Below are 12,031 nucleotides of genomic sequence, written 5' to 3'. Positions count from 1 at the left end.
CTCTGTGTTATTCGCCCTCAGTCCCTGTCGTCATCATCCCAGCGGTCGCGGCCGTGCTTGCGCCACTCCTTCTCCCGCCACTTCGCTTCCCTCCACCGTGCCTTCTCATCTTGCCGGATTTCGCGCCGTTCCCTCTCAGGACGGAAGCTGCGCCACTGGTCATGGTCGTCATCGCACCAGCGGCGGTAATCCCGGTCCCGCTGGTAGCGGATCGTTGCCACCGGGTAGCGCCTCAGCTCACGGGGCAGGGAGCGGTACGTCACCGTGGCCCACGGTCCCTGGTACGAGGCGCCGTTGTACCAGACGCCGTTGCGGCTCAGGTAGTAGCGGTTTCCCGCATAGAAGAGGTCGTAGGGTGTGTCCATGGCGACGTAGAAACCGAGTGAAGGAGAGAGGACGAATTCGGGAGGCTCGGCGATTACCACCGGTGGCGGGGCCGGCACGTAGACAGGCCGAGGAGCAGGTGCGTAAACCGGCTCATAGCGGACCGGCGGGGCGGGGGCGTAGACCGGTTCGTACACCGCCACGGGCCTGTTCCCCAGGTTGATCCCGATGCTGAAGTCGACGTTTCCGGCGTGGGCCGTTCCTGTCAGGGCGGCGAGGCAGGCGATAGATGCGATAATTTTGCTGGTCATGGTGTTTCCTCCTTTCATGGTACGCCCCTTTCGGTCATGAAAAAAGCCGGGGCCGGCATATCCTGTTGAGATATTTCGGCGACCCGGCTGTCTCGGGGAGACCCTGTAGGCTTTCCGTCCCACCCTCGCGGATGGTTTAGTATTATCGTCTATCGGCGGCTATGCGGTTGTTGGTCTTGCCCTGGAAAGAGCAGAGAGCGTGCCAACACACGACCAAAGGGAATAACGTGCCGTTGTTTCTGAGGAATTCCGGGATGGCCGGATTGACGGGGAAGAGGGGTTCCACCTGAAATCTGGGAACGACTGCCCCATTTGGGGTAAAAAGCGCCTATAGCTTCACCTTGCGCCACACCTCCGCCACGGTGCCGATGATCCGCGTCTCCGGGGCGGGGGTGAAGGGGGAGTAGGTGGCGTTGTCGGGGGAGTAGACGATATCGCCGTTCCTGACCCGATACCGCCGCAGGATCGCCTCGCCCCACCGGTTGGTCACCAGGACCACTTCGCCGTTCTGGGGTTCTTCCCCGGGCCTGAAGATCACCAGGTCGCCGTCCCGGATGGTAGGGGCCATGAAATCACCGTAGGCGACGATGGCGTAGCATCCCTCGCTGACCTCCGGCAGGGCCACGCGATCACGGATGTCATCCTCCCCGACCCGGTGGGGAAACTCTGGCCCTATCCGCTCCAGGAGCGGGATTCCTTCGCCACCGGGAGAAGTTGCGGGCTGCCTGGCGCGGCGCGGCGTCCGGTACATTTCTCCCTCTCCCGAGGCGAGCCATGACGGGCTTATTTCATAGAGATTACAGAGGGCGATCAGGAGGGTGTCCGAAGGGGTCTTCTTCTCCCGCTCGATGCCGCTGAGGAATCCCTGCACGATCCCGAGGGAGTCGGCAAACTCCTTCTGGGTCAGTCCTTTGTTTATCCGGATTTCCTTGATCCGTCTCCCCGTGGATGGTGTCGGGACGATGGGGGAAATAGCCATAGAATATCTCTCCGATATAAAAATATTTCTGGATGAAAAATTTTCGTTGACAATATATTTCTTTGGAATAATAATAAAATTACCAAGGAAATAAAAGTATCCCCTTTGCCGGCCCACGGGAGAAGAGGTTTTAAGGAAAAATGGGCTTAATTTGAAGCCTATCATGGTGTGCCGGGTGGGGCAAGGCTAAATTGCTGGGAGATAGTGACCTCCTCCGTCAATGGAGGAAAAAGGAAGGCCCGCAGCAGGCGGGCGGGGAGGACGCCATGAAAGGGGTTCACGGACGGTTTTGCGAGGTTTCACAGCTTCTTGCGGGGGATGCCCGGGGAGGACAGCTTGCCGATGATCTTCTGAATGCCTGTTTCGACCATGTGCTGCCGGAGGATGGCGGCGAGGGGAGCATGAAAACCCTGGCCCATCTCATGGTGACACTGGATCGGTTCAATGCCCACGTGCGACGAGAGGGGGGAGAGGGGCTCTTTGTCGGGTCGCCGGAAGAGGTCGCGGCCTGGGCCGAGGAGCTCACCCGGCAGATCTGGGAGAACCGCCCCAACTGACCGGCATCGCTCCGGTCAGCGGGGGAGCGTCATCGCGCGTCTCAACAATTTCGCTGTTATGCCATGGGGTCGGCCGAAGGGTCGGCCCTTTTTTTATTCTGTTCCGTGCTATAGTATCTTTTTTGCCGGACGTCTCCGGACCTAATCACCGCACACCGAAGGAACCGAACCCCCATGGCACACGACACCATCATCGTCAAAGGCGCCTGCGAGCACAACCTCAAATGCATCGACGTGGAGATCCCCCGGGACAAGCTCGTCGTCATCACCGGCATCTCCGGCTCGGGGAAATCGACCCTGGCCTTCGACACCATCTACGCCGAGGGGCAGCGCCGCTACGTGGAATCCCTCTCGGCCTATGCCCGCCAGTTCCTGGAGCAGATGGAAAAGCCCGACGTGGAGTCCATCGAAGGGCTCTCCCCCGCCATCTCCATCGAGCAGAAGACCACGAGCCGCAATCCCCGCTCCACCGTCGGCACCGTCACCGAGATCTACGACTACCTCCGGCTCCTCTTCGCCCGGGTCGGCCGCCCTTACTGCTATGAATGCGGGAAGGAGATAGCCTCCCAGACCGTCTCCCAGATGGTGGACCAGATCATGGCCATGGCGGCGGGGACCAAGCTCCAACTCCTCTCCCCCATGGTACGCGGCCGCAAGGGTGAGTACCGGAAGGAGCTGGCCCAGCTCCGCAAGGATGGTTTCGCCCGGGTCATCGTGGACGGGGTCCAGTACGAGCTGGCCGAGGAGATCCCCCTCGACAAGAACAAAAAGCACGACATCGACATCGTGGTGGACCGGCTCATCGTGAAGCCGGGGATCGAGCGGCGCCTGGCCGACTCCCTGGAAACGGCCCTGAACCATGCCGAAGGGGTGGTGAAGGTGCAGGTCATTGACGGCGAGACCATCCTCTTCTCCGAGGCCCTGGCCTGCATCGACTGCGGGATCTCCTACCCCGAGATGACCCCCCGGATGTTCTCCTTCAACAACCCCTACGGCGCCTGCTCCGACTGCACTGGCCTCGGCACGCGGATGTATTTCGACGAGGAACTGGTGGTGCCGAACCCCGACCTCTCCATCCGCGACGGGGCCATCGTCCCGTGGGAGAAGCGGCTCTCCGGCTGGTACCACATGACCCTCGACGCCCTGGCCAAGGCCTATGACTTCGACATCCAGACCCCGTTCAGGGAACTGCCGCAGAAGGTTCAGGAGGTGATCCTCCGGGGCTCCGGCGGCCGGAAAATCGAATTCTGGTGGGAGGAGGACGGTGGCCGCCGCCACACCTACACCAAGGAGTTCGAGGGGGTGATCCCGAACCTGGAGCGGCGCTATCGGGAGAGCGACTCGGAGCAGGTCCACGAGGAGTTGGAGCGCTACATGAACGTGATGCCGTGCCCCACCTGCAAAGGGGCGCGGCTCAAAAAGGAGGCGCTACACGTGAAGGTGGCGGGGCGCGACATCCGGCAGGTGACCGCCCTCTCCATCAAGGATGCCCTGGAGTTTTTCGCCGCCCTGGCCCTGACCCCCAAGGAGGAGGAAATTGCCCGCCGGATATTGAAGGAGATCCGGGAGCGGCTCAATTTCCTCGTGAACGTGGGGCTCGACTACCTCTCCCTGGACCGGGCCTCGGGGACGCTGTCCGGCGGCGAGGGGCAGCGGATCCGGCTTGCCACCCAGATCGGCTCCAGCCTCGTGGGGGTCCTCTACATCCTGGACGAGCCCTCCATCGGCCTCCACCAGCGGGACAACGGCCGACTGCTCCAGACCTTGAAGCACATGCGGGACATCGGCAACACGGTGCTCGTGGTGGAGCACGACGAGGAGACGATCCTGGAGGCGGACCACGTCCTCGACATGGGGCCCGGCGCCGGCGAGCACGGCGGCCGCGTGGTGGCCCAGGGGACCCCGGCGGAGATCATGGCGAACCCCGATTCCCTCACCGGCCGCTACCTCTCGGGGGAGCTCGCCATCGCGGTGCCGAAGAAGCGGAGAAAACCGAAGCGCTTCATCACCGTGAAAGGGGCCACGGAGAACAACCTGAAGGATGTCTCCGTGGACATTCCCCTCGGTGTCATGACCTGCGTCACCGGCGTCTCCGGTTCGGGAAAATCGACCCTGATCATCGATACCCTCTACAAGGTCCTGGGGCAGCGCCTCTACCGGAGCCGCGAGAAGGCCGGCGCGGTGAAAGAGATCCGGGGGCTGGAGGCCCTAGATAAGGTCATCAACATCGACCAATCCCCCATCGGCCGCACGCCGCGCTCCAACCCCGCCACCTACACCGGGGTCTTCGCCGACATCCGCGACCTCTTCGCCCAGCTCCCTGAATCCAAGGTGCGGGGCTACAAACCGGGGCGCTACTCCTTCAACGTGAAGGGGGGAAGGTGTGAGGCGTGCTCCGGGGACGGGATCATAAAGATCGAGATGCACTTCCTCCCCGATGTTTACGTCCAGTGCGAGGTCTGCAAGGGGGCCCGCTACAACCGCGAGACCCTGGAGGTGACTTACAAGGGGAAATCCATCGCCCAGGTCCTGGACATGACCGTCTCCGAGGCCCTCCGGTTCCTGGAGAACATCCCGAAGATCAAGACCAAGCTCCAGACCCTGGAGGAGGTGGGGCTCGGCTACATCCGCCTCGGCCAGGCGGCCACGACGTTGTCCGGCGGCGAGGCCCAGCGGGTGAAGCTGGCCAAGGAGCTGGCCCGCCGTGCCACTGGGCGCACCATCTACATTCTCGACGAGCCCACCACGGGCCTCCACTTCCACGATATTGCCAAGTTGCTGGAAGTGCTCAGGAAGCTTGTGGAGGGGGGGAACACCATCGTCATCATCGAGCACAACCTCGACGTCATCAAGACCGCCGATTACCTCATCGATCTCGGCCCCGAGGGGGGCGACCGCGGCGGCGAGGTCATGGCCACCGGTACGCCGGAGGAGGTGGCGGCGGTGACGAGGTCGTACACGGGGCAGTATCTGCGGAAGTTGCTCTGAGTTACCTTGAAAATCCTCCTTGACACGGTGGATTTTCAAGGTAATATCCATTCATGATTTCCCGCCATGCAACCCATGATGCCCTTGCAGCTGCCCTCGAAAGAAGCCGCGTCGTGGCGCTTCTCGGCCCCCGCCAGTGCGGCAAGACCACCCTTGCCCGCACCTTTGTTTCGCCTGACTCGCTAAACTACTTTGATCTTGAAGATCCCCTGAGCCTTGCCCGTCTCGACGAACCGATGACCACCCTACGTGATCTGCGGGGTATCGTCGTCATCGATGAAGTGCAACGCCGCCCCGAGCTGTTTCCGGTATTGCGGGTGCTTGCGGACCGAACCCCGCTACCGGCCCGTTTCCTCATCCTGGGGAGCGCTTCACCCGACCTGCTTCGCCAGTCATCGGAATCCTTGGCGGGGCGGATTGAAACGAACACCATCGGTGGTTTCACCATCAGGGATGTGGGGATGACAGCCCACGACGTCCACTGGCTGCGGGGAGGTTTCCCCCTTGCCTTCCTGGCTGATAGCGACGCAGACAGTGTGGTATGGCGTAAGAATTTCATCCAGACGTTTCTGGAACGGGATATTCCCTCCTTCGGCATCCGCACACCCGCCGCAACACTTCTCCGGTTCTGGACCATGCTTGCCCACTATCACGGACAGGTCTGGAATGCCGCTGAACCGGCACGCTCCCTCGGCATTGGTGAAACATCGATACGCCGCTATCTGGACCTCCTCGAAGGGGTTTTCATGATCCGGCAGCTTCAGCCGTGGCACGAAAACTTGAAAAAGCGCCAGGTCAAGTCCCCCAAGATCTATATCCGTGACAGCGGCCTCCTGCACCAGTTGCTGGGCATCCGAACCATGCCGGAGCTTCTGTCCCATCCGAAATGCGGCGCTTCGTGGGAAGGTTATATCATCGAAGAGATTATCACGCGGGTTCAGCCCGATGAGATCTACTTCTGGGCCACCCATGCCGGGGCGGAGCTTGACCTGCTGATGTTCAAGGACGGACGCCGCATCGGCGTCGAAATCAAGCGGGCCGACGCCCCCCGACTTACTCCCTCCATGAGGACTGCCCTGGAGGATCTGCGGCTCGATCGGCTGTTGGTACTCTATCCGGGGGGCCGTCGCTATCCCCTGTCGGAGGGGGTGGAGGTGGTGCCGTTTGCGGAGTTGTGCGCGGGAAACCATTCATTGGTGTTGGGTGAGTCACTATGAACGATATCCCTCGCGACTGGAATCGCGCCTCCCGTGCCTACCCTTTTCCCGGCGGCATTGCAGGTAAACTTGGCGATCGTTTCGAGGCAAAATGGGCGGTAAAGAAGCTTTTCGAGGTGCTCCTTGGTGATGCCGATGTCCTCCAGTTCGAGTTCATCGATCCGACAAATTACGGTGTTGAGTTCTGGACGTCCAGTAATGGGCAAAAGGAGTGGTATCAAGCCAAGCGGCAGAATAGTCAAGGGAACTGGACCATAGGGCGTCTTGAGAAGGAAGGAGTGCTGACAACTGCCTTGGTGAAGCTTTCAGAATCAGACAATTCCAAGTTCTTTTTTGTCTCTGAAACACCTGCAACAGAACTTTCGACAGAATGCTCACATTGGGGCTATATGGCACCGACAAGATTATTCAGGAACATGAGCGGATGTAGACCAAACACTACGCGTTCGACTTATCCTGCAAGCAGTACTCATGAAGGTGAGCGCAACGATGCTTATCAGTGAGCTGATCCATAAACTCCGGGAGCACTGACCATGAAATCATTCGCCCCAGCCTATCTCAATAAGATCGTCATTCCCCAGCGCCTTGTCACCGTCATCCGCCAGATCGGCGAACACAAGGGGAAACAGGAGCTTTACAAACAGCAAGCCCCGGAGATGCTGGAGAATCTTCGGCGCGTGGCGCTGATCGAGAGCACCGAATCTTCCAACCGTCTGGAGGGGATCGTTGCCGACGAGAAGCGCATCCGGGCGCTGGTAGCCGAGAAAACTGCTCCGGCTAACCGCTCGGAGTCCGAGATCGCCGGATACCGCGACGTGCTCAACACCATCCACGCAAGCTACGACCATATTCCCTTCACCGACGGCGTCGTCCTACAGTTGCACCGGGACCTGATGAAGTATTCGGGAAAGGAAGGGGGAAGGTGGAAGTCATCTTCCAACGAGATCACCGAGACCCTCCCTGACGGTAGCAAGCATATCCGCTTTGTGCCGGTTGCGCCGCACCAGACTGCGGAGTACATGCGGGTTCTTCACGAGCGGTACAACGAGCTGGCCAGGATGCAGGAGTGGGACCCTCTGCTGCTCATCCCCTTCTATGTGCTCGATTTCCTTTGCATCCACCCTTTCCTTGACGGCAATGGCCGCATGGCTCGGCTGCTGACGGTCCTGCTCCTCTACCACAATGGCTACGAGGTGGGGCGCTACCTCAGCCTTGAGCGGATCGTCGAGCAGACCAAGGAATCGTATTACGACACCCTCTATGTCTCATCGCAGGGCTGGCACAATGGCGAACACGATTTCCTCCCCTGGACGGAATATCTGCTCGGCACGATCCTGGCCGCCTACCGGGAATTCGAGGGGCGCTTCGGCCGGATTTCCAGCGGCGCGGGGAGCAAGACTGACATGGTGCTTAATGCCATCGAGGGGATGGTCGCCGATTTCGGTATCTCTGACCTGGAGCGAGCCTGTCCGATGGTCAGTCGGGACCTGATTCGGCATGTGCTGGTAACGCTTAGAAATGAAGGGAAGATAGAGAATTTGAGCAAGGGCAAGTATGCCAAGTGGCGCAAGCTTAAAGCTGTAACGAATAGGTTTAATGTGGTAATGGAGGGGTAGTTTTTACCGCATTAAATGGTTGTAGTACCGCTATTGGGTTCTGTGACATGGGTACTAAATCGGAAAACTTACCCATGTCTCCGGAATATGGGTACGCAAGGGACATATCCTGAAGATATGTCGAAAAAAGATGATATTTTGACATATCAATACAACATGTCGATTGTACCGACATATCCAAGCTGACCATCCGGAACACAAAAGGAGTTCCTATGCCCCGCAAACCATCACTCCCCGGTAGTTGTCTGCTCTGCCGTGCTGATCTGAAAAGGACATCCGCCGCAAAGCACCTTGCCGCCTGCCTTGCCAAAGCGAAAGGGAAGACGGAGTACCTCATCGTAAAGGCGGAAGGTTCGGGGATTAGCGGTGCCACCTACTGGCTTTATGCGGCAGTGCCCGCGGAGTGCACCCTGAAAGACTTGGACAATTTCCTGCGCCGAACCTGGGTAGAGTGCTGCGGCCATATGAGCGCCTTCCGGAGCGGTCGGATGGAGATCCCCAAGAGCACCCGTACTGGTGCCTTCGATGAAGGGGAAAAGCTGGCGTACGAATATGACTTCGGCGATACCACTGAGCTGGCAATCACCTTCGGCGAAGCCGTGACTGCCGGCAAACTGCCGGGGCGGGAAAAAATCAAGCTCATCGCCCGAAATGTCCCGCCGGAGCTTGCCTGTGACGGTTGCGGCAAACCGGCCGCATATATCTGTCCGGTCTGCGCTTGGGATGGCGAAGGATGGCTCTGCGCGGAATGCGCCGAAAGCCACGAGTGCGACGAGGGGATGCTCCTGTCGGTGACGAACTCACCCCGTTGCGGAGTCTGCGGTTATGAGGGGTAAGGCGCCTATGCCCCTTCCGGCACAACCACCGGTATTTTCTGGAGCCGCTTGAAGTAAAAGTTCTGCCCATAGAGAACCGCGGCGGGGTTATGGCCCGTGACCCGGTCCTTGCAGACCAGCGTCGTGACCGGTGCCTTCGAGTGCTTGGTGAAGAGCATGTCGTGCCCTACGCAGAGGCCGACGATGATGTTCATCTGGGTGCCGCAGCGGTTCAGTATCTCTGCCTGGGCGATGGGGTTGCAGGCCGGCTCGAAGGTGCCGGGGCGGACCTTGTCGCTCTCCTCCAGCCCCAGTTCCAGCTTGTCGATGCTCCCCGATTTGCAGCAGACGCTGGCCGGTTCCAGCCCCTGGGCCTCCAGGATGGTGACGAGCTGCTTCGTTTCCTCCAGGAGGCCGATGCAGGTGGCGATGCCGATCTTCGTCCACCCCATGAGCTTCGCCAGGGCGATGGTGTCCTCCACCCGGGTCCAGCGGGCCACCACAGCCTCGCTGCCGGGCATCTTCTGGTAGCAGAGCCCCTCAACTTTCGCCGCCATGCGGGCAAGGCGCGCATCCTCCCCGTCGCCCCGGTACTCGGCAAAGCTCTCGTCGATGAGGTCAGGAGCAGTCCGGGACGGGCAGTTGACCGGCCGGCCGGGGCGGTTGTCCGGGCTGCTCCAGCAGTTGGTGGTGCCGCTCTTCTGCCAGACTGCGCTGCAGTTGGCGCAGGAGGGTATCGTTTCGTTATCGGCCATGGTCAGTGCTCCTTCATGAGGACATAGGGGCTGATGATGAGGGCGCTGAAGCGGGCGGCCTTGTCGGCGTCCCAGGCGGCGATCTGCCCTTCGCTCGGCTTAGACAGCTTGCCGGTTTCGATCCATGCCCCCACGGTCGCCGTGTCGTCCCTGGCGATCCGCTCCCCCACCTCTGCTATTTCCAGCTCAGGGGCCACAACGATCAGGCCCCCCCGCTCCAGATGGGCCCGGAGCCAGTTCCACTCCGCCACGTCCACCTGAAGGGCCAGTTCTTCCTTTGTTGGTTTCACGCATTGTCTCCTTCACTTCGTTTTCGCGACTCCGACAGAATACCAGCATTGCGGGAAAAATCCAGATGGGAGCGTTCAGTTCACTCCCGCTCGAACTCCGGCAGGTGCCGGCGGTGCTTCAGGGGGAGGTTTTGCCGCTGGAGCTTCGGATTGTGGCGCTCCGCGATGGCAAGGCGGTCGAAGTAGCGCTGCCAGAGATCCCGGAAGAGCTCCTCTCCGGCGGAGAGGGGGAGGGGGCCGGTCACCTCCAGGGGCGTCTCGGCCCACTCACGGCGGGCAGGGTCGAAGACCACCGCCTCGTTCCGCCGTCGGTCGTGGATGATCCAGCGCTGGTCGGCGAACCGGGCCGCGAAGTGGGGAGCGATGAGGGGGAGGATCCGGTGATCGGGCTCCATGGCGGCGTACCAGACATCCCCCTCCAGTTGCCGGAAGCGGACAAGCCCCTTGTAGCGGTGGGCCTCGCGCCCCACTGCCCGGGCCAGCTTCCAGACCGGGATGACCGCCTCGTGGGCCAGCATGGCGCCGAACCGGGGCCCCGTTGCCAGCCCCAGTTGCAGGTAGCGGAAGAGGAGGATTTCCCGACCCGGTTCCCCGGCGTGGAAGGCGTAGCGGAGGGTCTGCACGGCCCCGGCGGGGAGGGTGCGGCGGATGAGCTGGTAGAGCTCTTCTGCTCGGTCCCGATCCGTCTCCACCTCCTCAACTGCCGTGAAGAGCCCCTGCTGGTCCGGCTCCCGGTCGGTGATGGCCTCGGGCTCGGCGCCCCGCACCCGTGCCAGGGCCACGGCGGAGAGAAAGCCCGCAAAGGTGCCGTCGTAGCGGAGGATCACAGCTCCCCCGTGATGGTTGACTGGATGTCGAGTGCGCTGGCGCCGTCGAAGAGGGAGGGCTGGCTCCAGCGGTTCCGGGGGGTAGTCCGCTCCGTGAGCCGGGCCCGGAGCCCCGCCGCGTCCGGGGTTATGTCGGCTCCGAACCGCCCCCGGGCGGTGACGAAGAAGCGGGCCCGCTTCATGACCACCCCGAGCCGGGCCAGATCGTCCAGGGAGAGGTGCCCCCCTCGCCGTGCCCCGACGATCCGCTGGGCCGACCGGACCCCAATCCCCGGAACCCGCAGGAGGAGTTCCAGGGGGGCCCGGTTCACCTCCACGGGGAAGAGGTGGAGGTTCCGCAGGGCCCATCCCGCCTTGGGGTCCAGGGAGAGGTCCAGGTTGGGGCGCGCCTCGTCCAGGAGCTCCCCGGCGGCGAAACCGTAGTAGCGCATGAGCCAGTCGGCCTGGTAGAGGCGGTGCTCCCGCACCAGGGGCGGGGTGCCGACCACGGAGGGAAGGCGCGTGTCGGTGTTCACCGGAATGAAGGCCGAGTAGTAGACCCGCTTCATGGAGAGGCGCCCATAGAGCCCGGCGGCCAGCGATACGATCTGCAGGTCGCTCTCCCCGCTGGCGCCGATGATGAGCTGGGTGCTCTGCCCCGCCGGGGCAAAGGGAGGGATCTTCCGGGATACTTTCCGCTCCTCCTTGGTCTGGACGATGAGCTCCCCCACCCGTTTCATGGGTGCGACGATGGCCTCGCGGCTTTTGTCCGGTGCCAGGAGCTGCAGGCTCTCCCGGCTCGGCAGCTCCATGTTGATGCTCACCCGGTCCGCCAGGCGCCCCAGCCGCTCCACCAGCAGGAGATCGGCGCCGGGGACCACCTTTACGTGGATGTAGCCGTTGAAGCGGTGCTCCTCCCGCAGGATGCGGGTCGCCTCGATGAGGAGCTCCATGGTGTGGTCCGGATCCTTCACCACGCCGGTGGAGAGGAAGAGCCCCTCGATGGCGTTTCTGCGGTAGAAGCCGATGGTGAGCTCCGCCACCTCGGCAGGGGTGAGGAGCACCCGGCGGGTATCGTTGGAGCGGCGGTTCACGCAGTAGGCGCAGTCGTAGATGCAGGCGTTGGTCAGGAGGATTTTCAGGAGCGACACGCAGCGGCCGTCGGCGGTCCAGCTGTGGCAGATGCCGCACTGGGCGGCGTTGCCGATCCCCCCTTTGTTACGGCGCGAGCTGCCGCTCGATGCGCAGGAGACATCGTACTTGGCGCCGTCGGCGAGGATTTCGAGTTTTTCGGCAAGGCTGAGTTCGGGCATGGTGCTCACTGTTTCCCGTCAGAATAATCAAGGCCCGGGCAATCCTACCCCGGGCCTGTG

The 12,031-nt window shown here is 61.8% G+C and carries 12 protein-coding genes and 1 riboswitch; of the genes, 6 read left to right on the top strand and 6 right to left on the bottom strand.

All coding sequences use genetic code 11. The features are described 5' to 3' along the window. Positions 1-17: 17 nt before the first annotated feature. Together KJB29_RS00390 and KJB29_RS00385 are read right to left on the bottom strand one after the other, a co-directional pair. Positions 18-635, bottom strand: a complete 618-nt coding sequence (locus tag KJB29_RS00390; RefSeq protein WP_215732867.1) for a YXWGXW repeat-containing protein — start codon at positions 633-635, stop codon at positions 18-20. Between the two features lie 74 nt (positions 636-709). Continuing rightward, a riboswitch (cyclic di-GMP riboswitch) is annotated at positions 710-786 on the bottom strand. 177 nt (positions 787-963) lie between these two features. Next, positions 964-1,614 (bottom strand): LexA family protein, encoded by a 651-nt coding sequence (locus KJB29_RS00385; RefSeq protein ID WP_215732866.1) that lies wholly within the window; start codon positions 1,612-1,614, stop codon positions 964-966. 266 nt (positions 1,615-1,880) lie between these two features. Between KJB29_RS00385 and KJB29_RS00380 the strand changes: the two genes are divergently transcribed. From KJB29_RS00380 to KJB29_RS00355, 6 genes are all read left to right on the top strand, one after another. Continuing rightward, complete coding sequence (locus tag KJB29_RS00380) at positions 1,881-2,171, top strand: hypothetical protein (RefSeq protein ID WP_215732865.1); 291 nt, start codon at positions 1,881-1,883, stop codon at positions 2,169-2,171. A 174-nt stretch (positions 2,172-2,345) separates the two neighbouring features. Beyond that, positions 2,346-5,159 carry an excinuclease ABC subunit UvrA gene (gene uvrA / locus KJB29_RS00375; RefSeq protein ID WP_215732864.1) on the top strand — a complete coding sequence of 938 codons (2,814 nt, stop codon included), beginning with the start codon at positions 2,346-2,348 and terminating at the stop codon, positions 5,157-5,159. A gap of 53 nt (positions 5,160-5,212) precedes the next feature. Next, positions 5,213-6,376: an ATP-binding protein gene (locus tag KJB29_RS00370; protein ID WP_215732863.1), complete on the top strand. Its 1,164-nt coding sequence runs from the start codon at positions 5,213-5,215 to the stop codon at positions 6,374-6,376. Further along, positions 6,373-6,879, top strand: a complete 507-nt coding sequence (locus KJB29_RS00365) for a DUF4297 domain-containing protein (RefSeq protein WP_215732862.1) — start codon at positions 6,373-6,375, stop codon at positions 6,877-6,879. Before KJB29_RS00370 ends, KJB29_RS00365 begins: the two co-directional genes overlap by 4 nt. A 30-nt stretch (positions 6,880-6,909) precedes the next feature. Next, positions 6,910-7,992: a Fic family protein gene (locus KJB29_RS00360; protein ID WP_215732861.1), complete on the top strand. Its 1,083-nt coding sequence runs from the start codon at positions 6,910-6,912 to the stop codon at positions 7,990-7,992. Between the two features lie 212 nt (positions 7,993-8,204). Next, complete coding sequence (locus tag KJB29_RS00355; RefSeq protein WP_215732860.1) at positions 8,205-8,828, top strand: hypothetical protein; 624 nt, start codon at positions 8,205-8,207, stop codon at positions 8,826-8,828. 5 nt (positions 8,829-8,833) lie between these two features. On the opposite strand, the gene KJB29_RS00350 is transcribed toward KJB29_RS00355, so the two are convergent. From KJB29_RS00350 to KJB29_RS00335, 4 genes are all read right to left on the bottom strand, one after another. Then, positions 8,834-9,562 (bottom strand): DUF1847 domain-containing protein, encoded by a 729-nt coding sequence (locus KJB29_RS00350; protein ID WP_215732859.1) that lies wholly within the window; start codon positions 9,560-9,562, stop codon positions 8,834-8,836. A 2-nt stretch (positions 9,563-9,564) separates the two neighbouring features. Beyond that, entirely contained in the window at positions 9,565-9,852 is a 288-nt protein-coding gene (locus tag KJB29_RS00345) for a DUF2288 domain-containing protein (protein WP_215732858.1), read from the bottom strand. Between the two features lie 80 nt (positions 9,853-9,932). Continuing rightward, positions 9,933-10,679: a TIGR03915 family putative DNA repair protein gene (locus KJB29_RS00340; protein WP_215732857.1), complete on the bottom strand. Its 747-nt coding sequence runs from the start codon at positions 10,677-10,679 to the stop codon at positions 9,933-9,935. Further along, on the bottom strand, positions 10,676-11,971 hold the full coding sequence (locus KJB29_RS00335; protein ID WP_215732856.1) for a putative DNA modification/repair radical SAM protein: 1,296 nt from the start codon (positions 11,969-11,971) through the stop codon (positions 10,676-10,678). The genes KJB29_RS00340 and KJB29_RS00335 overlap by 4 nt, the downstream gene beginning before the upstream one ends. Positions 11,972-12,031: the final 60 nt, after the last annotated feature.

It is taken from the genome of Geobacter grbiciae, from assembly GCF_018531165.1.
GTDB lineage: Bacteria > Desulfobacterota > Desulfuromonadia > Geobacterales > Geobacteraceae > Geobacter > Geobacter metallireducens.
The sequence above is the reverse complement of the archived record's forward strand: the minus strand, read 5'-3'. Positions and strand labels throughout refer to the sequence as shown.

Coding starts and splice junctions, on each gene's coding strand:
- KJB29_RS00350 (WP_215732859.1), bottom strand. CDS start 9,562: ATGGCCGATAACGAAACGATACCCTCCTGCGCCAACTGCAGCGCAGTC.
- KJB29_RS00360 (WP_215732861.1), top strand. CDS start 6,910: ATGAAATCATTCGCCCCAGCCTATCTCAATAAGATCGTCATTCCCCAG.
- KJB29_RS00385 (WP_215732866.1), bottom strand. CDS start 1,614: ATGGCTATTTCCCCCATCGTCCCGACACCATCCACGGGGAGACGGATC.
- KJB29_RS00365 (WP_215732862.1), top strand. CDS start 6,373: ATGAACGATATCCCTCGCGACTGGAATCGCGCCTCCCGTGCCTACCCT.
- uvrA (WP_215732864.1), top strand. CDS start 2,346: ATGGCACACGACACCATCATCGTCAAAGGCGCCTGCGAGCACAACCTC.
- KJB29_RS00380 (WP_215732865.1), top strand. CDS start 1,881: ATGAAAGGGGTTCACGGACGGTTTTGCGAGGTTTCACAGCTTCTTGCG.
- KJB29_RS00335 (WP_215732856.1), bottom strand. CDS start 11,971: ATGCCCGAACTCAGCCTTGCCGAAAAACTCGAAATCCTCGCCGACGGC.
- KJB29_RS00390 (WP_215732867.1), bottom strand. CDS start 635: ATGACCAGCAAAATTATCGCATCTATCGCCTGCCTCGCCGCCCTGACA.
- KJB29_RS00370 (WP_215732863.1), top strand. CDS start 5,213: ATGATTTCCCGCCATGCAACCCATGATGCCCTTGCAGCTGCCCTCGAA.
- KJB29_RS00355 (WP_215732860.1), top strand. CDS start 8,205: ATGCCCCGCAAACCATCACTCCCCGGTAGTTGTCTGCTCTGCCGTGCT.